Source organism: Enterococcus sp. AZ128, assembly GCF_051714485.1.
In the GTDB taxonomy this organism is placed as follows: Bacteria; Bacillota; Bacilli; order Lactobacillales; family Enterococcaceae; genus Enterococcus_A.
Map to the genome: position 1 here is coordinate 48,650 of NZ_JBIORZ010000005.1, position 25,216 is coordinate 73,865.

The window sequence follows — 25,216 nt, forward strand, 5'->3', positions numbered from 1 at the left end:
AAATCACTCCTAGTAGTTTGTTATCCTAAACTCATTTTACTAGAAATTTTTGATGGGTTCTTTGTTGCGATTAATATTACAATTCAGCTGTCATCAGAATACGCGTGTGTATATTAATCAAATGGTCTATTAACACTTGTTGATATTTTATAAGGAATGTAGTTAACAGAGCATATCGCTTATTTTCGTCAAAACGGATATAATCATATGTTTTATAACGTTCTGCAACACGTGCGAGTTGCCCTAGTCTATTTTCATGAACAAAGGATAATGCCTCTTGATTAAGGTTTATAGCTGCTATCGTTTGTATACGATAACAAACATCTAAAGCAGCCTCTTTGGTGGATTTTCCGCTCAGTGTCTTCAACCAAGCTAGTTTAGAACGTTTACTTTCTAAACTTATAACTAATAATTGTTCTAGCTTCTCTTTTTGTGTATCAGACAATATATCTGAGATTTGTCGGTATAATTCTAGTTCATTAGCTGTTCTAACCGAAATAACAATACGCTCAATTTCAATAATATCAGGCAACAAAATTCTTTGCTTTCGAAATTCTTGGACGGCTGATTGTATAAGGTATATTTCGTCAAAATTTTCTTTAACAATGTCTTCTAATATCTTTTTAAGATAGGATAAATTTGACCAAGTACATTCCTGATAATTGTAATATGTACAAATTTCAGTCAAATGATTGAGTAGAGTATTTTTACCTTTTCCATAATTCTCAAACTCAATTATCGATATCCCAAGTTGTGCCCCCACATACTTAAGAAAATCCTCAGGGATATCCAGACTATCAGACAATGCTATTCCAGGGTATCGAGCGAGACACAATTGAACACCAAATCCCATACGATTAGCTTCCCCTCTATGTTTATTGATCAACTCGATATCTTCTGCAGAGAAACTAAAATAGGATTTAAATTCTTCATTCCCTAATTTTTTTATTGAAAGTAAGTCATTTCTTTGAGCATTTGTGAGTAATCCTTGAGCTTTTGTCACCATAAATTATTGTTCTCCTTTATCAACATAGCGATAAAGGGTTGTTTTACTTAGCCCTGTTGCTTCAGTTATCTGTTTAATAGTATATTCTTTTGAAGAATACATTTTTAGAGCAGTTTCAACTTTCGATGGATCCTTGTAAGGACGGCCGCCATGTCTTCCTCTGGCTCTAGCAGCTGCTAGTCCAGCCTTAGTCCTTTCAACAATTATATCTCTCTCAAGCTCTGCTAAATTGGCCATTGTTCTGAAAAAGAATTTTCCAACACTAGTAGAGGTATCTATATTGTCTTGAATAGATATAAAATTGACCTCTTTCTTTTCAAAAAGTTCTGTTAGCTCAATCAGATGTTTTGTTGAGCGTGAAATCCTATCTAATTTATAAATAATGATAGTATCTCCAGGCCGGATTACTTTTAAAAGTTCTGCTAATTCAGGACGTTCTTTCCTTGTTCCAGTAATTTTTTCTTTAAAAATTTTATCTGTCTGTACGTTCCTTAGAGCATCAATTTGCATATTTAAATTCTGATCATTTGTACTTACACGCGCATAGCCAAAAATCATTCATAATACCTCCAATATTTTTCTTTAATAGTACCATAAACGTTGAGTGCAAATAATATCGGTCGTTAGATTATGGAAATGAGTTATGGTTCTTGTTTTAGAATACTTATGGTTCAAATTTACTAATTCATCAAAGGTACCATAAACGATCGTTTATGGTACCTAAAAATAAAGCAAAAAATTCTTATAGGGATAAAATAACAAGAAAAGAGAACAAATTAGTCCTTAAAGGGATTTTTGCCCTCTTTGCGACAATGAGGCCAGCAACAGAATTTAGAGAGATTCTTATCCGATTGACGAAACAGGCACACCAGGTTCCCATATCTGAAGAAATATCTATAAATGATTTACCGGTTATTTCCAGGCAAACAAAAGAAAAGCTACTTCACATTAAACCCGAGGTTCGCAAGCTATCCGATTACACAGAACTATTAGAAGGAGAACTGTGATGTCAAAAAAAGTAGCTGAACTTTCAAAGTTACTTTCGCGTATTCATTGCTCAGAAACAGCGAAAGTTTTACCAGAATTCATTGAACAAGCAACAGAAGACGACCAAACACCGACAGAATTTTTAATGACACTGTTAACGTATGAAATACGGCGACGAGAAGAGAAAGCAATGATTCGCCGAATGAAGCAAGCGACATTCCCTTATCATCGAACATTAGACGAGTTTGTTTTAGAAGAGCAGCCTTCTCTGAGTAAGAGAAACTTTAATAAGTTGCTGAATTGTAATATTAATCGCAACAAAGAACCCATCAAAAATTTCTAGTAAAATGAGTTTAGGATAACAAACTACTAGGAGTGATTTTGATGGGTTCACACAAAAAGCTTACACGAGATAATCGAAAATGTATAGAGACGATGATTTATGATGCCAAGAGTATTCAAGAAATAGCGGACAGAATTGGTGTTAGCCGAACAACGATTGATCGTGAGTTGAAACGAGTACCCGAAGATTTGATCTATAATGCCGACAATGCGCAATTAGATGCGGAAATGAAGCGCAGTGCCTGTGGTGCGAAGTCCAAATGGACTTCTGAATTCGCTTATCAGATTGAATGTGATCTTGAAGACAGCTGGTCCCCTGAACAAATTGCGAATGATCGTCAAATAGTTTCATTCAAAACCATTTACAATTGGCTCTATGCCGGTATTCTTAATGTGTCTAAACAGTGTCTGAGACATAAAGGCAGAAGACAAGAAAAACAAGAAGAGGCACGAGGCAAAATGACTGTAGGGCATACCATTGATGAACGCCCAGCTTCTGTGTCAACTCGAGAAGAATTTGGACATTGGGAGTTGGACACAGTTGTTTCTAGCAGAGGGGAAAGCAAAGCCTGCGAAGCAACGTTTATTGAACGGAAAACACGCTTTTATTGGGCGATCTCAATGAGGGATCGTACCGCGAAGTCAATGGCACAAGCGATTAAAGCTTTTGTGCAAGACCTAGGGAGTCACAAGGCATTTTTAAGCTTTACGGTCGACCGTGGGAAAGAGTTTTCTTGCTGGAAAGAAATTGAGAAAGATTTAGACGTACCTATGTATTTTTGTGATCCATACTCCCCATGGCAACGCGGATCTAACGAAAATGGGAATGGTTTATTTAGAGAATTCTTCCCTAAGGGAACTGATTTTTCAAAGGTACCCCCTACGGAGAAACAGGAAGCATTACGCAAGATAAATATGCGTCCTAAAAAAACATTGAACTGGAAAAATTGTTGGGAAGTCTTTCAAGAAGAAATGTTGCAATTAATTTGACAATTCAGCTATCACTTAAACTTTTAATTTTCATTTTCTGCTCCTCCTAAATCATAAGAAAAAATATCTGCTATATCTACTTTGAAAAAAGTTGCTATCCTAAATGCTAACAAAAGAGTAGGAATATACTTCCCTTTTTCCATAACAAATATTGTTTGTTTAGACACTCCTATTTTATCTGCTAATTCCTGTTGAGATAATCGAGCTAATACACGAAATTCATATACTTTATTGTTAATGGAATCGCCAAAGTCTTTTTTCATAAACTGACCTCCTTAAAACAAGGATACACTAAACTTATTAAAAAGTAAAGTACACTTATATTTAGTTTAATTATTATTTGCTTATTCAAAAATAGAAACTAGTCATAACTTAACAGTTTTGACTAGCAAAAGGCGATATGATAAAATCAAGAATAGTAAAAGGTCATAACTGGTAGTGATAAATAAGATGAATTTTTAGGGGGTTTACTTACTATTGCACACATTAATCAAAAACTTACAAATACTATTCCTCTGCCTTTTAGGAATTTCAATTTTTGGAGCTTTAGGTTTTGGACTCTACTTTTTATTTTTTACTGGGGTTTCTAATCAATGGGTTTGGGCAAGTGTCCTACTAATAATTTTTATTATTATTACTTGGTTCTCAAAAAAATACGTTGATTGGAAGCATGGAGGAATACTCCTTGTAGTAGTCATTGCATTCATGGGAGCTTGTATTGATATACAAGGAAACCCGCTATATAACGAGCCGATTCGCCTTGTCTATCAACATCTAGGTACACTTAAAGTTACGAACATCATGACATCAATCAATGGTACTACTGGAGTTAACTAATATTTTAATATTGTTAATCCATCTGGTCATGTTGTAAAACAATTAAACATGTGGGGCGTTGCTCTCTTTCGTTTTATTGAATACTTAGTTATTTACAGTATTCTTTTAAGCATGCTTGTCCCAATGTTTAAATTAGTTAGAAATATTAAATTAAAAAAGGAGAGTTAAAATGAGGGTTTACACCAACAAGGAAGAATTAATTACAGAAATCAAACAACGCTACCAAAAATATATCGCTGAATTTGAGAACATTCCTGAAGACTTGAGGAATAGGCGAACTGACGAAGTCGATAAAACGCCCTCTGAAAACTTATCTTATCAGTTAGGGTGGTTATCCTTATTGTTAGGCTGGGAAGAGAAAGAGAAGGCAGGAATTGAAGTTCAAACGCCAGCAGAAGGCTATAAATGGAATAACTTAGGTGGGCTTTATCAATCGTTTTATGATACTTATGGAGAAGAAACCCTAGATGAACAAATTCAACAGTTGAATAAAAAAGTGATTGACTTATGCGCTTGGATAGAAACATTGAGCGATAAAGAGTTGTTTGAACCTGAACAACGAAAATGGGCAACTACAAAAGCAAAATGGCCTTTGTATAAGTGGATTCATATTAATAGCGTAGCACCATTTACAAATTTCCGAACCAAAATACGTAAATGGAAAAAAATTGTATTGTGAGGAACTTATTTTGAAAAAATCAATAGAACTATTGCAAAACACGATTATTCCTGTCCTAGAGGGGACACTTGATAATTATCACGAAGAACCTCAAAATAGCGAATATGAGAGTTTTGTTTTTAGCACTAGCCAATATACTTTTCGGAATAGGCTTGCTAAAAAAACACCAACAAAAAAGGGATACTTTGTTGTTTTCTGGGAAAAAAATAAGCATAACCAAAATCAAGCATTTGATTTTAAAGAAAGTCCCGATTTTTTAATCGTTCATGTGCTTGATAACGAACACAAGGGGTTGTTTCTGTTCCCAAAGGATGTATTACTAAAACAAAATATTTTAAGAACGCTTCAAACAAAAGGGAAAATGGCAACACGAGTTTATCCTTTATGGGAAAAGTATTTAAATAAAACGGCTGAAAAAACACAACAATGGCAACTTGACTATTTTATTGATTTGTCTAAAAGACCTATAGAATACGACAAATTAGAATCTATCTTAAAATCAGGTGACGCATAATGAAATATGGCTACGCAAGAGTAAGCACCCTTGACCAGAAATTAGAAAATCAAATCGAACAACTAAAGGACGCAGGCGCAGAAAAAATTATTCAAGAGAAACTGACAGGGACAACCAAACAACGTCCTGAATTTCAAGACTTACTGTCACAATTAGAAGCAGGCGACACCTTAATTGTGACTAAACTTGACCGTTTCGCACGAAATACCAAAGAAGCCCTTGAAATCATTCAAGAGCTGTTTCAACAAAACGTCAGTATACATATCCTAAATATTGGATTAATTGATAATACCGCCACAGGACAATTGATTTTTACGATTTTTTCTGCCTTTGCGCAATTTGAACGAGAACTAATACTGGAACGCACCCAAGAGGGAAAACGTTTTGCGAAAGCTCACGACCCCAAGTTTCGAGAAGGACGCCCAAAGAAATATACAAAAGAGCAGTTGCAACTGGCGTACGAATTAAAACAGCAAGGCTTAACTTACAAGATGATTGAACGAAAAACAGGAATCAGTATTAGTACCCAACAACGAGCTTTCAAGCAGATGACGAAATAAGGCTGTTTGAGAGCTTTTTCTTTTGTTTGCGACTATTTCTACCAATTTCACTCTAAAATCGCTTAGAAGCTAAAATATGAGATTCTCGGACTATTTCAATCCGCCTTTAGGTTGTTAGGGTGCAACCCTGACCGAACAGTGCCGACTGTTCGCTTAACAAACAAGACAGATTGTATCCACTAGCTAAAGGATTGACGTCTAGTAAAGTTTTACAGACTACCACAATCCGTCCTTGCGGAGCGGTTTTGACCTTTTCTTTTTACTTTGATTTTAAGATTTTTTAAGCGAAGTGAAAAATAAGGCGAAGCCTATTTATATTTATCTCATATATTTTAATCTTTTGTTCTTTTGTGTGGTTTAAAAGTCAATGTTTTCAAGAATTTACAGATTTATAGCGGTAGAAAAAACTGTGTATAGCGGTAGAAAATTATTTTTTTATTACCGCTATTGTGATATAATAAAAAGCATAGAGAAATTTCACGACTAAATGACTTTCTCTATGCCACTCTCAAACACGCAAAGGAGCGTATTTATATTATGATTATACCAGAAAAGAACAAAAATCAAAAGCAGGTGTTGACCTTGAATGAACTGTCAAAAAGAAAAGTAGTGGAGCATAATAGCTTAATTACGTCTATTGCTAAAATGGATAAAACACCTCTCAAAATGTTTGAGTTAGCGGTTTCTTGTATCAATACCGAAGAACCACCGAAGGACAACACCGTTTATCTCTCAAAGAGAGACCTTTTCGCTTTCTTTAAAGTATCCGATAATGACAAGCATCGTCGGTTTAAAGAAGCGGTTGAGAAAATGCAAAAACAAGCCTTTTTTCAAATCAAAGAAGAACAAGGCAAGGGTTTTAAATTTAAAAGCATTGTGCCTATCCCTTACGTGGAATGGACAGATTATCATGATGAAGTAAAAATTGAATTTCATCGTGAAATTATGCCTTACTTAATCAATCTTAAAAAGAATTTTACGCAACACGCTTTATCAGATATAGCTGAACTCAATAGCAAGTATTCAATTATTCTTTACCGTTGGTTATCTATGCAATACAACCAATACGAGCATTATAGCGTTAAAGGTGGACGGAGAGCGGAGCAAGTGGAAGCCTACCGCAACCCCTCAATCACAGTAAAAGAGTTGCGGACAATTACCGATACTGTAAATGAATATAAAGATATGAATAATTTCACTAAGTTTGTTTTAGATAAACCTTTGAAAGAGATTAACACCCATACGACTTTTAACGTGTCCTATGACAAAATAAAAAAAGGGCGTTCGATTGATAGCATAGTCTTTCATATCGAGAAGAAACGTTGTGCTGACGATAATAGTTACAAGTTGGGAGATAAAGACTATCAAGCCGATAAAAAGCAAAAATCAAGAAATGAAGCTGACTTACTAAAACAGGCAATGGAAAGTAAATATACAAGACTTTTATCTGAAAATTTCTTAATTGGCATGAATGATATTATGGATACAGCCACAATGGTAGGCTTACAGAAGAATGTTTATCCGCTTTATGACGAACTGAAAGAATTAAGAGGGCTAAATGGTGTCAAAGACCACTTGTCTTATGTTGCCAGCAAACAAGAAGCCTATTCTAAACGTAATGTAGCGAAATATTTGAAGAAAGCCATTGAATACTACCTACCAACGGTTAAACGTCAAAATTTATAAGGAGAAATTTAAATTGAAAGATAAAATGACTAATCAAACAATTTCAGGAGGATTTATTTTTGTAATTGGTATGGCAATGTTTACTTTGTTAGGAGGTAACTACAAAAAGCCGATGCTGTTTGGCTCTATATATATTATAGCAATTATTGTTCAATTTTTTTTAATGAAAAAAATAAGAAAAGGCAACAGGTCTACTGAAAATAAGAAGTGGGTAAGTAGAGCATTTTTGTTTCTAGGAATAACATGTTGGTTAAGCATTTTTATAGGTTTAAAATTACTTGGAAACTTAAATATTTTATGGATATTGGTACTATTTTCTGTAGGTCTGCACTTTTTATTTTTTATTCCCGCTAATGAAAATAAAAATTGGCAAGCACAAGTAATTTTCGTAATTTTATTGACAGTTAACACTTTACTAGGAATATTTTTGTATTCAAACCAAATAGAAACCATTTTTATTATTGATGGTTTAATTAAAATGGGATACGGAGTTTACATGGTAAAAACCACTTATAAAGTTCATATTGAGGACTTGTTATGAGTGAAGAATTAAAAACGATTAAAGAGTTGGCGGATGAGTTAGGTGTTTCCAAACAAGCTATTCAATATCATATAAAATCATTGACAAACAAAAACCGACAAACAAACGACAAAGGTGTAACGGTTTTGTCTGCGATAGAACAAGAATTTATAAGGGGTAAAGTAGACAAACAGACAAACAAAAACAAGACAAATGAACCGACAAAAAAGCGACAAATAGACAAACGAAAAGAACCGAATATTAATCAATATTTGTTAAATGAAATTGAAGAAGTTAAGAAAAATAGGGATAAACAATTAGCAGTTAAAGATAAACAAATAGAAAATAAAGACATTCAAATTGCACAAATGCAAAATCTGCTAGACCAGCAACAACGCCTAGCCTTACAAGATAAAAAGTTGCTAGAAGAATACAAGGCGGAGAACGACAATCTCAAAGCTCTTAACATGCCCTCACAGGACACGAAAGAGGAACAGGCGAATAACCAACCGCAAGAGGTACAAAATGAAGTAGAAGAGACAACAGAACCTCTTAGAAAGTGGTGGCAGATATGGAAATAATTAAAACTGTAAAGGATAGATCCCCCATATTACTTGGGCTTGTGATTGCTTTAATGGTTTCTGTTGTTTTAATCATTGCAGGTTTTAAAGTGAAGAGTCAAAGCCTAATTACTAGTGTATTATTATGGATAATTGGTGTGGTGGGAATACTAATTTGTTTATATCTTATTCTGTTCTCAATCTTTTTTGGCATGAATTGGTAATAGGAGTAATCACTAATGTTCATAAGGTGTAAAAAAGCTTTGACAAATTATTTTTATTTTTATTTCAAAAGACATTAGGCTGAATGAATTCAATCTTCTTGATATGCTAGATTCATGAAAGGAGACATTATGGAGATAGGTAAACGGATAAGAGAGTATCGAAAAATTTATAATCTTTCCCAAGAACAATTGGCGGACAAGATTCTTGTTTCACGTCAAACCGTATCTAATTGGGAAAATAACAAAACATATCCAGACATACAAATCATTGTTTCGTTGTCTATTCTATTTAATGTTTCTTTAGATGAATTAATTCGAGAAGATTTGGAGGAAATGAAGATGAAGATTAGTAATAACAAAGCTAATAAACGAGCTGATATTTATTCTTTAATAATGATTTGTTCAACAATATTAGCCAGTCTATCTATTGGTTTAGTAGTAGCATTACCAGAATCAAAGTTTATATGGATAGTTCCAGTTACTTTATTTTTACCTGCGTTATGGAGTTCTTTTGTTTTAGAAAAATTCAAAAGGAATAATGACTTGAAAACTTATAAGGAGATTTTAGCATTTTCACAAAATAAGGATGTAGAAGTTTTAAGAAAAAAAAGAGACGCTAGAAGAACACGGATTGAAAAAGGGATTATTGTTTTAGGCTATGCAGGTCTTACACTGTTGATTTGTTTAATGGCTATATTTATTGCAAATTTTTTTAAATGCTGAATTGTAATATTAATCGCAACAAAGAACCCATCAAAAATTTCTAGTAAAATGAGTTTAGGATAACAAACTACTAGGAGTGATTTTGATGGGTTCACACAAAAAGCTTACACGAGATAATCGAAAATGTATAGAGACGATGATTTATGATGCCAAGAGTATTCAAGAAATAGCGGACAGAATTGGTGTTAGCCGAACAACGATTGATCGTGAGTTGAAACGAGTACCCGAAGATTTGATCTATAATGCCGACAATGCGCAATTAGATGCGGAAATGAAGCGCAGTGCCTGTGGTGCGAAGTCCAAATGGACTTCTGAATTCGCTTATCAGATTGAATGTGATCTTGAAGACAGCTGGTCCCCTGAACAAATTGCGAATGATCGTCAAATAGTTTCATTCAAAACCATTTACAATTGGCTCTATGCCGGTATTCTTAATGTGTCTAAACAGTGTCTGAGACATAAAGGCAGAAGACAAGAAAAACAAGAAGAGGCACGAGGCAAAATGACTGTAGGGCATACCATTGATGAACGCCCAGCTTCTGTGTCAACTCGAGAAGAATTTGGACATTGGGAGTTGGACACAGTTGTTTCTAGCAGAGGGGAAAGCAAAGCCTGCGAAGCAACGTTTATTGAACGGAAAACACGCTTTTATTGGGCGATCTCAATGAGGGATCGTACCGCGAAGTCAATGGCACAAGCGATTAAAGCTTTTGTGCAAGACCTAGGGAGTCACAAGGCATTTTTAAGCTTTACGGTCGACCGTGGGAAAGAGTTTTCTTGCTGGAAAGAAATTGAGAAAGATTTAGACGTACCTATGTATTTTTGTGATCCATACTCCCCATGGCAACGCGGATCTAACGAAAATGGGAATGGTTTATTTAGAGAATTCTTCCCTAAGGGAACTGATTTTTCAAAGGTACCCCCTACGGAGAAACAGGAAGCATTACGCAAGATAAATATGCGTCCTAAAAAAACATTGAACTGGAAAAATTGTTGGGAAGTCTTTCAAGAAGAAATGTTGCAATTAATTTGACAATTCAGCGACAATTAAGCGTTCTGGACAAAATGCAGCTAAAGAGCTCCATCGTTCTACCGGAGAACAGGCAAATGAGTTGTTGAAACATTATGCTGAGGTTATCGAAATAATAGAATCTTCACGAAATACTGGTGAAGATTTGTTTTTAAAACTAGATCAAATGTTAACATGGGAAAATTTACTCATTGAAGCTGAACAAGCAAAACAACTGGTTAAACCCAAAAGGTTTGGCTATATGGATTTAATTAAGAAAAAAGCAGTGTATCTTCGAGGATACGTACCTACAATGATTGAAACATTAGAGTTGAAATCTAATAAGCAAAATGACTCACTTATAAATGCATTTAATCGTTATGAAAGAGGAAAATAAGCGTAAGATTTCGGCAGATATATCTCTTGATTTTGTAAAGAAAAAATGGAGACTATTAGTTTTAGACAACGAAGGGCAAATTGATCGTTCTTTTTTCGAATTAACTGCTGCAACAGAATTAACAGAATGCTTAAGGTCGGGAGAAATTTTTGAGACTAACAGCATTATGTACCGCGATTTAAACGATTACCTTGTCGATCAAACAAGCATGCATAGATCACTGACTATTCCAAATACATTTGAAGAATACATCACTACACGATCAGCTGTTTTGGATGAAAAGTTGCGCACTTACAGTAAACTGACCCAGTCGTTTGATCGTATCTCCATAACAAAACATGATAAAAATACTCCTGAAGAAGCTGATTTTTATAAACGAGAACTATATAAACTGCTGCCTGGCATTGATTTGGCTGATCTTCTCATAGAAGTGAATAGTTGGACTGGTTTCATGAATGAGTTTGTTCACGAAGGAACTGGAAAAATACCAGATGAAAATGAACTAGAGGTTCTTTTTGCCACATTATTGGCTATGGGTTTAAACATCAATTTAGGTAGAATGGCACGAACTACACCAAATATTAGCTTCCCGCAAATGGCTAATGCTAAACAATGGCGCATGTCACCTGAAGCCTTTCGAAGAGCTCAATCCATTCTCGTCAATGCGCAAATAGGCACTCCTTTGTCAAAAATATGGGGTGATGGAACAAGATCTTCTTCTGATGGTCTGCGCATTCAAGTAGGCGTATCTTCTGTCCATGCAGATATAAATCCCCATTATGGGACAGAACGAGGAGCCACCATTTATCGACATACTGCAGATAAATATGTTTCCCACTTTGTAGAAATAATAGCAACCAATCAGCGTGAAGCTGCTAGTGCTATTGATGGAGCTATTGGGCACAATACAGAGTTAGAGCTAGAAGAACATTTTACAGATAGTAATGCCTATACAGATACGGCCTTTGCTATCTTTCATTTACTTGGGTTCAAATTTCAGCCTAGAATTCGTGATATAGGTTCTATGCAGCTTTTCTCAATAAAACCAATTTCAGAATATAAAAAGTTACAAAATCTATTAACACGAACCGTTCGAACAAAAGATATTCAAGAGTATTATGAAGAAATTAAGCAGATAGTTTATTCCATTCAAACAGGTAAAACAACAGCAAAAGTTATCTTAAACCGATTGGGATCCTATGCTAGAAAAAATAAGGTTGTTCAAGCTCTAAATGAACTTGGAAAAATTGAAAAAACAATTTTTCTCTTAGAATATGCTATTGATGAGGATCTAAGAAGAAGGATTACACGCATGTTGAATAGAGGCGAGCTAATTAACGATCTAGCACGAGAACTTTTTTCAGGGCAGCATGGTAAATTTATGGAGCGAGATATAGAAAAACAACTTCAAAGTGCTAGCGCTTTAAATATAATCATTAATGCTATAAGCCTATGGAATACGGTATATCTTCAAAAAGCTTATGACCATTATGTTAAAGAACAACCAAAAATTGAAAAATATATGCCTTACACTTCCCCAATTATATGGAATCACATTAATCTTCTTGGAGAGTACAAAATTGACTTGTTATCTAAACCCAACAAGTTACGAGGCTTAAACACAGAAAATTATTTAGACTAAAACGTTGATAGATCAGGGCAAAAATCTCTTAAAGGGATTTTTGCCCTCTTTGCGACGATGAGGCCGAAATAAGAAATTGACAAATGCTTTATTGGACCGATTGGTCCATCACTCTAAAATTATTCAAATTACAGGACCTTCCTATAGAATGAAAAGCTATAGCGAAGACAAAGCGAAAGAAAAAAAGTAATACAGAAGACCAAATACCTACATTTTCAATGGCCCAAAACCAACATTTTATTGTGGCCCTTGACACAAAGTTTTCTAGAGACATAGTTTGAGTTATACTTTACCTTCAAATTAGCAAATGGGGAGACAATGATGACGAATCACTTCAAAGGAAAACAGTACGATTACCGTATTATTATTGAAGCCTTAGGCTTGTATTATCATTTTTCTTTAAGTTATAGGGATTGTGCCAAAATTATGCAGAAATTTAGTATTGGTGTTCATCATACCATCATTTATCGTTGGAATAAGGAATATGGAAAAGTGCTTTATCATCTGTGGAAGAAGCGCAACAAGCGCCGTTCCTTGACTAGCTCTTGGCGGATTGACGAGACTTACGTCAAAGTTAGAGGAAACGATCGTTATCTATATCGAGCCATCGGGGGCTGTAAAGAATTTTGTGTAAGTTCATAAAGCTTAAATGTAATCGGTCACTCGAGTTTCAAAAAAGATGACGAATTGTGACAGAATTTGACCCCAATTTTGGACCTTCATGGTCCATTTTTTTGTGACGTCCATTGTTACAAGATAAAGCATCTTTATTAACGACTCATCTGATGGAAACACACTTTTTGATTTTGTCGGTTTTCGCAATTGTCGGTGAAATCCTTCAATAAGATTCGTTGTGTAAATGATTCGTCTTAATTCTTCTGGATACTTGAAAAAAGTAGCCAATTCGGTCCAATTATCCATCCAACTTTTGGTAATGATTGGATATTTTTTACCCCATTTTTCGTCAAAATCACTTAAGGCTTCTAAAGCCTGTTCCTCAGTAGATGCTTTATAGATCGGTTTTAAATCAGTAGTAACAGCCTTTAAATCCTTATAACCAACAAATCTCACACTGTTTCTAATTTGATGGACAATGCATTTTTGAACCTCTGTTTCTGGAAAAGTGGCTTGAATGGCTTCACTGAATCCATTTAGATTATCCGTACACGCAATCAAAATATCTTGCACACCACGATTTTTCAACTCATTCAGCACCAATAGCCAGAACTTTGATGATTCAGATTCGCCGATCCAAATACCTAAAACTTCTTTTAAACCTTCAACTGTGATACCTAAAACAACATAGGCAGCTTTCGATTGAATCCGGCCTTCATGACGGACTTTAAAGTGAATCGCATCCATAAAAATAATTGGATAGAGTGCTTCTAAAGGTCGATTTTGCCATTCCTTTACCAGCGGCAAAACTTTATTTGTGACATTTGAAATGAGCGTTGGAGACACTTCGGATCCATATAAATCGTTAAAGTGATCTTGAATATCTCTGGTGCTCATGCCTTTGGCATACATGGCAATAATTCGTTCTTCTAAACCAGAAACAGAAGATTGATTCTTTTTAACGATGGCAGGCTCAAATTCACCCTCTCGATCTCTAGGGACAGCAATCGGCAGGTCGCCATATTCTGAGGACCGTAAGGTCTTAGAACTGGAACCATTTCGCCTATTCGTAGTGCTCTTCGTCTTTTTATCGTGTTTTTCGTAACCGAGATGTGTCTCCAGTTCTGCTTCCATAATCTCTTGAATCGTTTCACCAAACATATCTTTAAATGCGTCTTTTATATCTTCGGTAGTCTTAATATCATAGTGTTGAATCATTTCTTTGATTTGATCTTTAGAGAGCATACTCATGGTCTGTTCCTCCTGGTTGATTTAGTTCATTTTACCATTGGAACTTACACAAAATATTTTATACTCTCAGCCATCGATTCTAACGGGGATACGCTAGATATGTGGCTACGCAATCATCGAGATACCTGTGCTACAAAAGCCTTTATGGAACGATTAATCCGTGATTACGGACAACCACGATCCATTGTGACAGATAAGTATGCCCCTTCCCTAAAAGCAATCAAAGAGTTGAAGGAGGCTGGTATCATTGGAAAGTCTGTGAACCATTGGAAATCAAAATACCTCAATAATATTCTCGAGCAAGATCACCGACAGGTGAAAGGGAAACTTCCTTATGGGAATAATTTCCAATCCACGTACACTGCAGCAACGACAATTAAAGGGATTGAAGTTGTTTCCGCCCTATATAAAGAAAGTCGAAGAGAAATTACCCTCTTTGACTTTTCGCAGTGGGAAGAAATTGAAAATCTATTTGTAGTGCTGAATTGTCAAATGCTGAATTGTCAAATTAATTGCAACATTTCTTCTTGAAAGACTTCCCAACAATTTTTCCAGTTCAATGTTTTTTTAGGACGCATATTTATCTTGCGTAATGCTTCCTGTTTCTCCGTAGGGGTTACCTTTGAAAAATCAGTTCCCTTAGGGAAGAATTCTCTAAATAAACCATTCCCATTTTCGTTAGATCCGCGTTGCCATGGGGAGTATGGATCACAAAAATACATAGGTACGTCTAAATCTTTCTCAATTTCTTTCCAGCAAGAAAACTCTTTCCCACGGTCGACCGTAAAGCTTAAAAATGCCTTGTGACTCCCTAGGTCTTGCACAAAAGCTTTAATCGCTTGTGCCATTGACTTCGCGGTACGATCCCTCATTGAGATCGCCCAATAAAAGCGTGTTTTCCGTTCAATAAACGTTGCTTCGCAGGCTTTACTTTCCCCTCTGCTAGAAACAACTGTGTCCAACTCCCAATGTCCAAATTCTTCTCGAGTTGACACAGAAGCTGGGCGTTCATCAATGGTATGCCCTACAGTCATTTTGCCTCGTGCCTCTTCTTGTTTTTCTTGTCTTCTGCCTTTATGTCTCAGACACTGTTTAGACACATTAAGAATACCGGCATAGAGCCAATTGTAAATGGTTTTGAATGAAACTATTTGACGATCATTCGCAATTTGTTCAGGGGACCAGCTGTCTTCAAGATCACATTCAATCTGATAAGCGAATTCAGAAGTCCATTTGGACTTCGCACCCCAGGCACTGCGCTTCATTTCCGCATCTAATTGCGCATTGTCGGCATTATAGATCAAATCTTCGGGTACTCGTTTCAACTCACGATCAATTGTTGTTCGGCTAACACCAATTCTGTCCGCTATTTCTTGAATACTCTTGGCATCATAAATCATCGTCTCTATACATTTTCGATTATCTCGTGTAAGCTTTTTGTGTGAACCCATCAAAATCACTCCTAGTAGTTTGTTATCCTAAACTCATTTTACTAGAAATTTTTGATGGGTTCTTTGTTGCGATTAATATTACAATTCAGCTAGTAGTATAGTCAATTAACAGATTCCATCGGATCAATTGCTCTTTTTCAAAACTTTGCAACACAACCGTAAAAGATACCCTCCAATGATATGCAACCCCAAACTTGACTTTATAATAGATAATAAGCCATAATGTATTTAAATAACCAGGACGGCTATTCAAATACATTATGGGGGTTTTTGTGAATATGAAAAAGAATAAAGTGATTCTATTTTTAGGGATATTGACATTTTTTTCAATTGGATTCATTTCGTTCTCGACAGTTTTAGCGGATTCGGACGTAGAAAACAATTTATTGTTCCTAAAAGATACGAAAGATGTGTTTCCAGAGATACTTTCAGGGAATCAAAATAATATATCTTCTATAGATGTCAAAAGAGGCACGTTTGATTTTAACGAGAATTACCGGCTGACTAATTGGGAGTATAAAACACCAAGTTACTACACGGGTAAATATGGTTCTGTTAGTATTCGATTTAAAGATAGGAATGATAGTGTTGCGTTGAAGTATAAAGACGGAGCGATGTATAAAGGGAAACTACACGATGTTAAAGTGGTTATTTCTCAAGTGAATTATAGGTTGTTTAATTTCGGAGGAAAAAGGTCAGATTTCAATTTCCCCGTAGTTAACATTAGTAACAACTTCTATAATGGGTTTGTATTTCATAATGCTGATAATTTCAAGGTTACAATTAGTTTTCTTGATAAAGATGGTTCTGAAATTACCTTAGATAATGAAAGTAATCATATTAGTTTCAATAGCTTATATCCACAAGGTGAGTATGTTAAATATCAAGAAAAACCACAATCAGGGACTGTCTCAGAAGGAAGTTTTGTTAGATACGATCTAAGAAATCAGGCCTATTATGGAGGTTCTCCATCTAAAGACTATGTTGACTCGATAGGAAGTCCGACTTTTAAGAAGGCCTCTGTAATGTTTCCAGTTTCTGGAAAAGCTCAAAATTTTATTGGTGGAACAACAAACTTCGCGAATGTTTGGTTTTCACCGTCTTCGGCGTCTGTTTATCTACCAAAGCCTGATTTAAAAAAATCAATTAGTGATGATGATGAAAAGGATGTAGAATCAAATACATTACTTGCAGGAAAAGAGATGTCTTATTCGTTAACACACTACGTTCCTATATTAGGCTCAGAAATATTACAAAAATATAGCAATTTAACAATATCAGATATTTTGCCAGAAAAAGTAGAATACTTAGACGCTTATTATGCTGATGAAAATGGACAAAAAATGGAAAATGCTGGAGAGATAGTTCATAATAAAGAATCTCGCCAAGTAACATTTACAGCAAACAAAGACCTTCTAGAAAATCGACTTCAATATGCTGGGAAAAATTATAAACTAATAATCAAAGTTAGGTTAATGAAAAATGTTTCTGAGAAAAATAAAATAGAGAATACTGCGAGTATTATAACTGATAACAAAAATGGACACTCTAATAAAGTTGTAACAACACCAATCATGGAAGGGTCTGTAGTGACAAAGTATGTCGATGAAGACGGCAAAGAGATCTCCAGTCAAAACAAGACAACAGGAGAAGTGGGCAGCGAGTATACAACGATCCAAAAAGAGATTCCAGGGTATAGCATCAAAGAAGTACCCGCAAACAAAGACGGGAAGTACACCGACGGGGTAACTACAGTAACGTATGTGTATACGAAAGACGAAGAACCAACGCCAGTTGTGGAAGGATCTGTAGTGACAAAGTATGTCGATGAAGACGGCAAAGAGATCTCCAGTCAAAACAAGACAACAGGAGAAGTGGGCAGCGAGTATACAACGATCCAAAAAGAGATTCCAGGGTATAGCATCAAAGAAGTACCCGCAAACAAAGACGGGAAGTACACCGACGGGGTAACTACAGTAACGTATGTGTATACGAAAGACGAAGAACCAACGCCAGTTGTGGAAGGATCTGTAGTGACAAAGTATGTCGATGAAGACGGCAAAGAGATCTCCAGTCAAAACAAGACAACAGGAGAAGTGGGCAGCGAGTATACAACGATCCAAAAAGAGATTCCAGGGTATAGCATCAAAGAAGTACCCGCAAACAAAGACGGGAAGTACACCGACGGGGTAACTACAGTAACGTATGTGTATACGAAAGACGAAGAACCAACGCCAGTTGTGGAAGGGTCTGTAGTGACAAAGTATGTCGATGAAGACGGCAAAGAGATCTCCAGTCAAAACAAGACAACAGGAGAAGTGGGCAGCGAGTATACAACGATCCAAAAAGAGATTCCAGGGTATAGCATCAAAGAAGTACCCGCAAACAAAGACGGGAAGTACACCGACGGGGTAACTACAGTAACGTATGTGTATACGAAAGACGAAGAACCAACGCCAGTTGTGGAAGGATCTGTAGTGACAAAGTATGTCGATGAAGACGGCAAAGAGATCTCCAGTCAAAACAAGACAACAGGAGAAGTGGGCAGCGAGTATACAACGATCCAAAAAGAGATTCCAGGGTATAGCATCAAAGAAGTACCCGCAAACAAAGACGGGAAGTACACCGACGGGGTAACTACAGTAACGTATGTGTATACGAAAGACGAAGAACCAACGCCAGTTGTGGAAGGATCTGTAGTGACAAAGTATGTCGATGAAGACGGCAAAGAGATCTCCAGTCAAAACAAGACAACAGGAGAAGTGGGCAGCGAGTATACAACGATCCAAAAAGAGATTCCAGGGTATAGCATCAAAGAAGTACCCGCAAACAAAGACGGGAAGTACACCGACGGGGTAACTACAGTAACGTATGTGTATACGAAAGACGAAGAACCAACGCCAGTTGTGGAAGGATCTGTAGTGACAAAGTATGTCGATGAAGACGGCAAAGAGATCTCCAGTCAAAACAAGACAACAGGAGAAGTGGGCAGCGAGTATACAACGATCCAAAAAGAGATTCCAGGGTATAGCATCAAAGAAGTACCCGCAAACAAAGACGGGAAGTACACCGACGGGGTAACTACAGTAACGTATGTGTATACGAAAGACGAAGAACCAACGCCAGTTGTGGAAGGATCTGTAGTGACAAAGTATGTCGATGAAGACGGCAAAGAGATCTCCAGTCAAAACAAGACAACAGGAGAAGTGGGCAGCGAGTATACAACGATCCAAAAAGAGATTCCAGGGTATAGCATCAAAGAAGTACCCGCAAACAAAGACGGGAAGTACACCGACGGGGTAACTACAGTAACGTATGTGTATACGAAAGACGAAGAACCAACGCCAGTTGTGGAAGGGTCTGTAGTGACAAAGTATGTCGATGAAGACGGCAAAGAGATCTCCAGTCAAAACAAGACAACAGGAGAAGTGGGCAGCGAGTATACAACGATCCAAAAAGAGATTCCAGGGTATAGCATCAAAGAAGTACCCGCAAACAAAGACGGGAAGTACACCGACGGGGTAACTACAGTAACGTATGTGTATACGAAAGACGAAGAACCAACGCCAGTTGTGGAAGGATCTGTAGTGACAAAGTATGTCGATGAAGACGGCAAAGAGATCTCCAGTCAAAACAAGACAACAGGAGAAGTGGGCAGCGAGTATACAACGATCCAAAAAGAGATTCCAGGGTATAGCATCAAAGAAGTACCCGCAAACAAAGACGGGAAGTACACCGACGGGGTAACTACAGTAACGTATGTGTATACGAAAGACGAAGAACCAACGCCAGTTGTGGAAGGATCTGTAGTGACAAAGTATGTCGATGAAGACGGCAAAGAGATCTCCAGTCAAAACAAGACAACAGGAGAAGTGGGCAGCGAGTATACAACGATCCAAAAAGAGATTCCAGGGTATAGCATCAAAGAAGTACCCGCAAACAAAGACGGGAAGTACACCGACGGGGTAACTACAGTAACGTATGTGTATACGAAAGACGAAGAACCAACGCCAGTTGTGGAAGGATCTGTAGTGACAAAGTATGTCGATGAAGACGGCAAAGAGATCTCCAGTCAAAACAAGACAACAGGAGAAGTGGGCAGCGAGTATACAACGATCCAAAAAGAGATTCCAGGGTATAGCATCAAAGAAGTACCCGCAAACAAAGACGGGAAGTACACCGACGGGGTAACTACAGTAACGTATGTGTATACGAAAGGCGAAGAACCAACGCCAGTTGTGGAAGGGTCTGATAAAAAAAGTAATAGTAATCTAGAAACTCGCCATGTTTCATCAGTCGATAGCAGCAAATCAAGCTTTTATAAAAAAAATTTACCTAAGACGGGTGATAGAAATCATTTATGGTTGAGTTATCTAGGAGTAGTGTTACTTTTAATTATATTATCTTATACTTTCAGCAAGAAAGTAAAAAAGTGTCAAGGGCCACAATAATATAAATATAAAAGGGTCTGTAAAGAATTTTGTGTAAGTTGTGATTTTAGATTTTGATAAATTAGCAAAATACCGTTATTTCAAGTTTATAATGAGTAGCTTTATGGTAGCCTCATTTGGCACGACAACTGTTTATACGTCGGTCTTTGTTGAGGATCCATAAAGCTAGAGGCTCGTTGTCAACTTGAAATAGAATACTAAAACACTGTTATATCAGCGTATTTACTGATTTAGAACTTACACAAAATCTTGTACACCCTCGGATCTGGGGCTATCAAGTAGAAAATCAAGCAAAAAACACTGAGTAAATTACTCAGTGTCAGACTGTAGACAAAGTCCACTTTATGGATGCTGTCTACAGTCTTTTCTTTTATAATAGATTTATGAAACCGAATACAAGGAGTGGTATTTATGATGTCTAAAAAAAATACGAACGGCAGAAATCAATTCGCGATGCTCACGATTGATGACCTGGTCCCTCAAGACCACCTCGTTCGAAAGATTGACGCCTCGCTTGATTTTGAATTTATTTATCCAATCGTCGAAGCCACTTACTCCGATTTAGGTAGGCCAAGTATTGATCCGGTGATTCTGATCAAATGAATGAAAAACAATTGGGAGAAGTTAAATAACGACCGGGAAATTTAAACACCTTATAAAAGTTGTCCAAAAAAGTGTTGCCATTCCATCGAAGTGGTTTCAGCATTATACAAAGAAAGTCGAAGAAAAATCACCCTCTTCGACTTTTCAGCATGGAAAGAAATTGGAAATCTATTTAAAGCGGCTTAAGATAATAAATAAAATTGGACAAATATATTCTCTAACTAAACTTTGCAACAGAACCTTTGAGAGTATGTCGAATTTCAATAAGCACCAAATTTTTCATACTTTGCTGAAATATTTGACCGCAAAATTTCATTAATCACTGCTATTATCATCAGAATTAACAAATGGGGAAATGTCCATAGGTTTGGTTAAAAAAAAAAAAATAATGGATAAAATACTCTAATAAATATATTTATATGCTCTCATAATTTATATAATTTAATTAATAATTAATCTGACAATTAATCTATGAGGGTGATGCAGGGGGGACAGATATGATTCCAAAGGAATTGTTTAATATAGACGATCATTATAAGTGGAAGATTGCTCATTTATTAGTAATAAAAGGCGACTCTAATTGTTCAATTGGACAGATGAGTGAAATTTTAGGTTTATCATTTTACAAAACAGAGAATTATTTGGAAGAGTTAGCTTATGATTTTGAGGAAATTGGATATGGTGAGGTTCTAAAGAGAAATATACATGGGGAGATTAATAGTTTTAGCTTGTCGTATCTGTTAGTAAAAATAATCCGTTTAAAGTATTTAAAGAACAGTCCTATTTTTCAAATATTTCATAACTTCGTAACGTGTGAAATCAGCCTAGACAGCCAGTTAGCGCGAAACAAAATAAATCTAAGTCGATCAGGAGCATATAATTATCAAAAAAAATTAAAGACACTATTGATGGATGAAAACATCATATTAAGAACAAATAAACTATTAGGACAGGAATTTGAATTGAGAAGTTTCCTATTTGAAATGTATTTTTCAGTGTTTAATGGAATTGAAAATCCTTTTAACAATCAAATAAGAAAATTAGCCCGTGAGATAATAACTTATTTTATTCATTTTTATGGAACTAACCTTACAAAAACTCAAGAAATAAAATTAACTTTTTTTCTGTGTATTTGGTTGACCAGATTAGAATTTAATCATGTCACAAAGGAACGCTATATTGAAATGAAGAAAGAGGAGTTCTCTAGCTATTTAAAAAAGAAATTGAAGGAACACTTCAATTTAAATGAACTGGAACTAGACAATGAGATAGCATATTTTTTTCTATTTGTATACTTGGAGCAGATTGAAACGTCATTTTATCCAATTTTTACGAACAAATCTGTTGAAGCACAAGTAGTGTCCATAACAGATAGTTTCTTCAAGTATTTGATTAATCAAGCAAAAGCTGTAGAAAAATCCCTGATTATTTCGAAAATTATGGAAATTGATTTTAAAAATATTAATCGAAGGTGGTTGTTATACCATTTTAAAGAGTCAACTTTTGTATCAGAAAAACCAATTCATCAGTACCTGAGTATTAGTCCTACATTAGATGTTTTTGTTAAGGAATTTATCAACAAATCAGAGTATCAGCCACTTTTTCTTAATAAAGAAGAAAAAGTGAAATTATACTACGATTATTATTTTTTTATTATTAATAATATTTCGATTGGAAATTTAGAGACTCCATTATATATATGCGTCGATTTTTCTCATGGTAAAACATACAATCGATATCTCTGCCAGATTTTGTCTTCTATACAAAACATGAATATCAAAAGTGAAACAAAGTTGAGTACAAAAACTCATCTTTATTTGTCAGATTTCGCAGTGGATGCCTTACCTTGCCCACAGGTGATTTGGAAGGGGCCTCCTACAATGGAGGATTGGAAATCTCTTGGGAATTTACTAGTTACAATTAGAACAGCTGAGAAATAAGTAAATTTTTATCTCAGTTTTGGAATCAGTCGTTGGTATAAAAGCGTTTGTTTTGATTATTAAAAGGATAAAGATTATTTTTATGAAAAAATTACTAAAACATTATACAATTAATCATTACACACAGTCAATTATTTTCTAATCGAACCTTGATGTTATTGATGAATAACTTCTGGGTTACCCATCTGTCAAATTTTTTAATGAGCACGCATATTTGTTAATGGTTAGTACTAGTTTTAGTACTAATCATAGGAGGAGGAGGTCGAAGTTCCCATGAATAATTTTAAGAATCACTTGTGGACGATGCTATCAATCTTTCTGGTAGTTTTATCTAGTTTTCCGATTCAGTCAGTAGCTGAAAATCTTCAAGCCATGAAGGTCGTAAGTATAAATAATATGCGATTGACAGATATTGAAGGAAATCCACTTTCAAAACAAGTCGAACCTGATACTTCACTTGTTTCACAGTTTGATTTGACAATTACAGAACATCAACAGTGTACGTACGAACTTCCTGCAGAAATCACTACGAACGACAAAGAACTATATCGCAAGGAGGATGTTACTGTTTCAATTAAAAATAATCAATTAAGGATCGTTAACGACAGTGATCAGCAAGCTGCGATTGAAGGAGTGAATTTTGCGTTTAAATTAGCTAACCATGTACGTTCACAATTACAAATAAGTTTAAATTTCTTTAACAAATATGAATTTCAACTGAATTTGAAACAAGTAATCTCTACACAAGAAGCAACGAGCACAGAAAGTGCAATCGAAAAACAAGTGGTAGCAAACAGGCAACAAATAACCCCCTTTGCAGCTACTGACAAAACTAGTGAAATTAACGATATGTTGCTAAATAATATTTATATCAAGAGCGGCAGCAATCCCCCGGTTTATATTGTTAAGGATGGAGTAAAACAAGTTCCTCAACCTACTGTAAATGTTGGAGATGGTGTCTATTTTGATTATACCTTTACGGTTCCATCAGCAGCGGACCTAAAAGATGGGGACTTTATCTACATTGCATTACCAGAAGAGTATTTCAATTTTTCCAGCGTCAGTAACTCTATTCCATTCTATGAAAGTTCTGGGGATAAGATCGGGGATATGACATTAGAGACGATAGCTGGAAAGAAATATTTAAAAATCACCTTTAACGCTGCAGTGGAAACGAATTGGAACGGATTGCAGGATTGTTATACAACTGCATATGGCACTGCAAGTGAAGAAAGCAGTGGTGGTTCAATTGGGAATACAGAGACCGGCAGCTATCCCGTAGACATTGGTCCCAAACCTAGTGAAACAATCCCTAGTACACCAATAGGAGAGCAAAATCCTATTTCAAAATGGGGAGGAAGTTATCCGAATAGCAATCGCGTTTATTGGGATATGACTTTAATGATGGACAACTATAAAAAGGCTCTTGAAGGGGATACCCCTGAACTGTATAAAAAAGTTATTCTTAAGGACCAACTAGATCCATCTCTGACACTAACTGATTTACAAACTTTCATGAACGTCTATACGGTAAACGAAGACGGCAAAATGGTTGATTGGCCGATTGGTCAAGTGTCAATGTTTTCGCCAAATAATGCCGAAAACAGAAGACCTTTTGAACTGTTAACACAAGGAGTTTCTGAATCTGATAGTGATTTTGAAGCACGAATTGAAAGTCATACTTACCCTTGTTACGGGATAACTTCTGGGAATAAATTAATCGTGAACTTCCGTGACTTGCCGAATCTGACCAATGATAAAAGTAACGGGTTGCTTTTATTCGGTAACGAAACGAAAGATGCGAAAGAACGAATTTGGGATATTATCCAAACTGCAGTTGATCAAGGGAGAATAACTGCTTCTCGTGGAGAAAAGACGAAGGATGCCTATGAAAAGTATTTTAGCCATGATGGCGGAACTACCTTTGATAATTATCCTTTCAGTATTTATGTTAGTGTAAGTGCCACTACTAGTCTTGGTGGAGGATCGATTATCGAAAACACAGCGACTGTTTACTGGGATAAAAATACCGCTGGTGAAGATAGTGAAACGAGTAGAGTGACGATTAGCGATTGGGGTGGCGGAGCGACTAAGGTGCCACCAACGACTTTTCGATTGAAGAAGATGGATAAGGATACTCAAGTAGTCTTAAAAAATGTCGAGTTTGAATTACAGAAAGAAACACCTGCAGGATCAAGTACTTATGTCACAATTACAGGCGGAAATAAA

General features: G+C 36.0%; 22 protein-coding genes and 5 pseudogenes. 22 read left to right on the plus strand and 5 right to left on the minus strand.

Annotation, left to right across the window (positions count from 1 at the left end):
- Nucleotides 1–76: 76 nt before the first annotated feature.
- Both IGI38_RS23775 and IGI38_RS23780 read right to left on the minus strand, forming a co-directional pair.
- On the minus strand, nucleotides 77–1,006 hold the full coding sequence (locus IGI38_RS23775) for a DUF4158 domain-containing protein (RefSeq protein WP_438734442.1): 930 nt from the start codon (nucleotides 1,004–1,006) through the stop codon (nucleotides 77–79).
- A 3-nt stretch (nucleotides 1,007–1,009) separates the two neighbouring features.
- The gene (locus tag IGI38_RS23780) at nucleotides 1,010–1,564 is read right to left on the minus strand and encodes a recombinase family protein (RefSeq protein ID WP_438734443.1); all 555 of its coding nucleotides are present in this window, start codon (nucleotides 1,562–1,564) and stop codon (nucleotides 1,010–1,012) included.
- Between the two features lie 155 nt (nucleotides 1,565–1,719).
- Between IGI38_RS23780 and IGI38_RS23785 the strand changes: the two genes are divergently transcribed.
- From IGI38_RS23785 to IGI38_RS23795, 3 genes are read left to right on the plus strand one after another with little or no spacing between them, the layout of a single operon-like run.
- Nucleotides 1,720–2,013, plus strand: a complete 294-nt coding sequence (locus tag IGI38_RS23785) for a hypothetical protein (protein ID WP_438734444.1) — start codon at nucleotides 1,720–1,722, stop codon at nucleotides 2,011–2,013.
- Nucleotides 2,013–2,336 (plus strand): ATP-binding protein, encoded by a 324-nt coding sequence (locus IGI38_RS23790; protein WP_438734445.1) that lies wholly within the window; start codon nucleotides 2,013–2,015, stop codon nucleotides 2,334–2,336. The genes IGI38_RS23785 and IGI38_RS23790 overlap by 1 nt, the downstream gene beginning before the upstream one ends.
- Nucleotides 2,337–2,377: 41 nt before the next feature.
- Nucleotides 2,378–3,325: an IS30 family transposase gene (locus IGI38_RS23795; protein WP_438725454.1), complete on the plus strand. Its 948-nt coding sequence runs from the start codon at nucleotides 2,378–2,380 to the stop codon at nucleotides 3,323–3,325.
- A 23-nt stretch (nucleotides 3,326–3,348) separates the two neighbouring features.
- Here IGI38_RS23795 and IGI38_RS23800 read toward each other — a convergent pair whose 3' ends face one another.
- A complete protein-coding gene (locus tag IGI38_RS23800; protein WP_438734446.1) occupies nucleotides 3,349–3,588 on the minus strand; it encodes a helix-turn-helix transcriptional regulator in 240 nt (79 codons plus the stop codon).
- 214 nt (nucleotides 3,589–3,802) lie between these two features.
- Between IGI38_RS23800 and IGI38_RS23805 the strand changes: the two genes are divergently transcribed.
- The 13 genes and pseudogenes from IGI38_RS23805 to IGI38_RS23865 all read left to right on the plus strand — a co-directional run.
- A complete protein-coding gene (locus tag IGI38_RS23805) occupies nucleotides 3,803–4,162 on the plus strand; it encodes a hypothetical protein (RefSeq protein ID WP_438734447.1) in 360 nt (119 codons plus the stop codon).
- Between the two features lie 169 nt (nucleotides 4,163–4,331).
- Nucleotides 4,332–4,841, plus strand: coding sequence for a ClbS/DfsB family four-helix bundle protein (locus IGI38_RS23810; protein ID WP_438734448.1), 510 nt, complete (start codon nucleotides 4,332–4,334; stop codon nucleotides 4,839–4,841).
- A 10-nt stretch (nucleotides 4,842–4,851) separates the two neighbouring features.
- Nucleotides 4,852–5,355, plus strand: coding sequence for a MepB family protein (locus IGI38_RS23815; RefSeq protein ID WP_438734449.1), 504 nt, complete (start codon nucleotides 4,852–4,854; stop codon nucleotides 5,353–5,355).
- Nucleotides 5,355–5,915, plus strand: a complete 561-nt coding sequence (locus IGI38_RS23820) for a recombinase family protein (RefSeq protein WP_438734450.1) — start codon at nucleotides 5,355–5,357, stop codon at nucleotides 5,913–5,915. The genes IGI38_RS23815 and IGI38_RS23820 overlap by 1 nt, the downstream gene beginning before the upstream one ends.
- Nucleotides 5,916–6,449: 534 nt before the next feature.
- The gene (locus tag IGI38_RS23825) at nucleotides 6,450–7,601 is read left to right on the plus strand and encodes a RepB family plasmid replication initiator protein (protein WP_438734464.1); all 1,152 of its coding nucleotides are present in this window, start codon (nucleotides 6,450–6,452) and stop codon (nucleotides 7,599–7,601) included.
- A gap of 13 nt (nucleotides 7,602–7,614) precedes the next feature.
- Entirely contained in the window at nucleotides 7,615–8,142 is a 528-nt protein-coding gene (locus tag IGI38_RS23830) for a DUF6609 family protein (RefSeq protein ID WP_438734451.1), read from the plus strand.
- On the plus strand, nucleotides 8,139–8,702 hold the full coding sequence (locus tag IGI38_RS23835; protein WP_438734452.1) for a DNA-binding protein: 564 nt from the start codon (nucleotides 8,139–8,141) through the stop codon (nucleotides 8,700–8,702). Before IGI38_RS23830 ends, IGI38_RS23835 begins: the two co-directional genes overlap by 4 nt.
- A 332-nt stretch (nucleotides 8,703–9,034) precedes the next feature.
- The gene (locus tag IGI38_RS23840) at nucleotides 9,035–9,628 is read left to right on the plus strand and encodes a helix-turn-helix transcriptional regulator (RefSeq protein ID WP_438734453.1); all 594 of its coding nucleotides are present in this window, start codon (nucleotides 9,035–9,037) and stop codon (nucleotides 9,626–9,628) included.
- 85 nt (nucleotides 9,629–9,713) lie between these two features.
- Entirely contained in the window at nucleotides 9,714–10,661 is a 948-nt protein-coding gene (locus IGI38_RS23845) for an IS30 family transposase (protein ID WP_438725454.1), read from the plus strand.
- 79 nt (nucleotides 10,662–10,740) lie between these two features.
- Entirely contained in the window at nucleotides 10,741–11,034 is a 294-nt protein-coding gene (locus IGI38_RS23850) for a hypothetical protein (RefSeq protein ID WP_438734454.1), read from the plus strand.
- Nucleotides 11,018–12,676, plus strand: a complete 1,659-nt coding sequence (locus IGI38_RS23855) for a Tn3 family transposase (protein WP_438734455.1) — start codon at nucleotides 11,018–11,020, stop codon at nucleotides 12,674–12,676. Before IGI38_RS23850 ends, IGI38_RS23855 begins: the two co-directional genes overlap by 17 nt.
- 64 nt (nucleotides 12,677–12,740) lie before the next feature.
- Nucleotides 12,741–12,866, plus strand: a pseudogene (locus IGI38_RS23860) (ATP-binding protein); the annotation flags it as partial.
- A gap of 131 nt (nucleotides 12,867–12,997) precedes the next feature.
- Nucleotides 12,998–13,285 (plus strand): annotated as a pseudogene (locus tag IGI38_RS23865) (DDE-type integrase/transposase/recombinase); the annotation flags it as partial.
- 36 nt (nucleotides 13,286–13,321) lie between these two features.
- Here IGI38_RS23865 and IGI38_RS23870 read toward each other — a convergent pair.
- Nucleotides 13,322–14,542, minus strand: a complete 1,221-nt coding sequence (locus IGI38_RS23870; protein ID WP_438729813.1) for an IS256 family transposase — start codon at nucleotides 14,540–14,542, stop codon at nucleotides 13,322–13,324.
- Nucleotides 14,543–14,599: 57 nt separating this feature from the next.
- Between IGI38_RS23870 and IGI38_RS23875 the strand changes: the two are divergent.
- Nucleotides 14,600–15,073: pseudogene (locus IGI38_RS23875) on the plus strand (DDE-type integrase/transposase/recombinase); the annotation flags it as partial.
- Here IGI38_RS23875 and IGI38_RS23880 read toward each other — a convergent pair.
- Nucleotides 15,046–15,993 carry an IS30 family transposase gene (locus tag IGI38_RS23880; RefSeq protein ID WP_438734456.1) on the minus strand — a complete coding sequence of 316 codons (948 nt, stop codon included), beginning with the start codon at nucleotides 15,991–15,993 and terminating at the stop codon, nucleotides 15,046–15,048. The pseudogene IGI38_RS23875 and the gene IGI38_RS23880 sit on opposite strands and share 28 nt — an antisense overlap.
- A gap of 278 nt (nucleotides 15,994–16,271) precedes the next feature.
- Here IGI38_RS23880 and IGI38_RS23885 point away from each other — a divergent pair, with 278 nt between their 5' ends.
- From IGI38_RS23885 to IGI38_RS23905, 5 genes and pseudogenes are all read left to right on the plus strand, one after another.
- Nucleotides 16,272–20,444, plus strand: a complete 4,173-nt coding sequence (locus tag IGI38_RS23885; protein WP_438734457.1) for a MucBP domain-containing protein — start codon at nucleotides 16,272–16,274, stop codon at nucleotides 20,442–20,444.
- 411 nt (nucleotides 20,445–20,855) lie between these two features.
- Nucleotides 20,856–21,044: pseudogene (locus IGI38_RS23890) on the plus strand (IS5/IS1182 family transposase); the annotation flags it as partial.
- 87 nt (nucleotides 21,045–21,131) lie between these two features.
- Nucleotides 21,132–21,233 (plus strand): annotated as a pseudogene (locus tag IGI38_RS23895) (IS6 family transposase); the annotation flags it as partial.
- A gap of 311 nt (nucleotides 21,234–21,544) precedes the next feature.
- Nucleotides 21,545–22,987 (plus strand): helix-turn-helix domain-containing protein, encoded by a 1,443-nt coding sequence (locus tag IGI38_RS23900; protein WP_438734458.1) that lies wholly within the window; start codon nucleotides 21,545–21,547, stop codon nucleotides 22,985–22,987.
- A gap of 273 nt (nucleotides 22,988–23,260) precedes the next feature.
- Nucleotides 23,261–25,216: Ig-like domain-containing protein (locus tag IGI38_RS23905; protein ID WP_438734459.1), on the plus strand; the 1,956-nt coding region annotated here is incomplete at its 3' end.

What these genes read in the sequence shown, in the direction of transcription:
- IGI38_RS23775 (WP_438734442.1), bottom strand. Translation starts at nt 1,006, where the DNA reads ATGGTGACAAAAGCTCAAGGATTACTCACAAATGCTCAAAGAAATGAC.
- IGI38_RS23780 (WP_438734443.1), bottom strand. Translation starts at nt 1,564, where the DNA reads ATGATTTTTGGCTATGCGCGTGTAAGTACAAATGATCAGAATTTAAAT.
- IGI38_RS23785 (WP_438734444.1), top strand. Translation starts at nt 1,720, where the DNA reads ATGGTACCTAAAAATAAAGCAAAAAATTCTTATAGGGATAAAATAACA.
- IGI38_RS23790 (WP_438734445.1), top strand. Translation starts at nt 2,013, where the DNA reads ATGTCAAAAAAAGTAGCTGAACTTTCAAAGTTACTTTCGCGTATTCAT.
- IGI38_RS23795 (WP_438725454.1), top strand. Translation starts at nt 2,378, where the DNA reads ATGGGTTCACACAAAAAGCTTACACGAGATAATCGAAAATGTATAGAG.
- IGI38_RS23800 (WP_438734446.1), bottom strand. Translation starts at nt 3,588, where the DNA reads ATGAAAAAAGACTTTGGCGATTCCATTAACAATAAAGTATATGAATTT.
- IGI38_RS23810 (WP_438734448.1), top strand. Translation starts at nt 4,332, where the DNA reads ATGAGGGTTTACACCAACAAGGAAGAATTAATTACAGAAATCAAACAA.
- IGI38_RS23820 (WP_438734450.1), top strand. Translation starts at nt 5,355, where the DNA reads ATGAAATATGGCTACGCAAGAGTAAGCACCCTTGACCAGAAATTAGAA.
- IGI38_RS23835 (WP_438734452.1), top strand. Translation starts at nt 8,139, where the DNA reads ATGAGTGAAGAATTAAAAACGATTAAAGAGTTGGCGGATGAGTTAGGT.
- IGI38_RS23840 (WP_438734453.1), top strand. Translation starts at nt 9,035, where the DNA reads ATGGAGATAGGTAAACGGATAAGAGAGTATCGAAAAATTTATAATCTT.
- IGI38_RS23845 (WP_438725454.1), top strand. Translation starts at nt 9,714, where the DNA reads ATGGGTTCACACAAAAAGCTTACACGAGATAATCGAAAATGTATAGAG.
- IGI38_RS23855 (WP_438734455.1), top strand. Translation starts at nt 11,018, where the DNA reads ATGAAAGAGGAAAATAAGCGTAAGATTTCGGCAGATATATCTCTTGAT.
- IGI38_RS23870 (WP_438729813.1), bottom strand. Translation starts at nt 14,542, where the DNA reads ATGAGTATGCTCTCTAAAGATCAAATCAAAGAAATGATTCAACACTAT.
- IGI38_RS23880 (WP_438734456.1), bottom strand. Translation starts at nt 15,993, where the DNA reads ATGGGTTCACACAAAAAGCTTACACGAGATAATCGAAAATGTATAGAG.
- IGI38_RS23885 (WP_438734457.1), top strand. Translation starts at nt 16,272, where the DNA reads ATGAAAAAGAATAAAGTGATTCTATTTTTAGGGATATTGACATTTTTT.
- IGI38_RS23900 (WP_438734458.1), top strand. Translation starts at nt 21,545, where the DNA reads ATGATTCCAAAGGAATTGTTTAATATAGACGATCATTATAAGTGGAAG.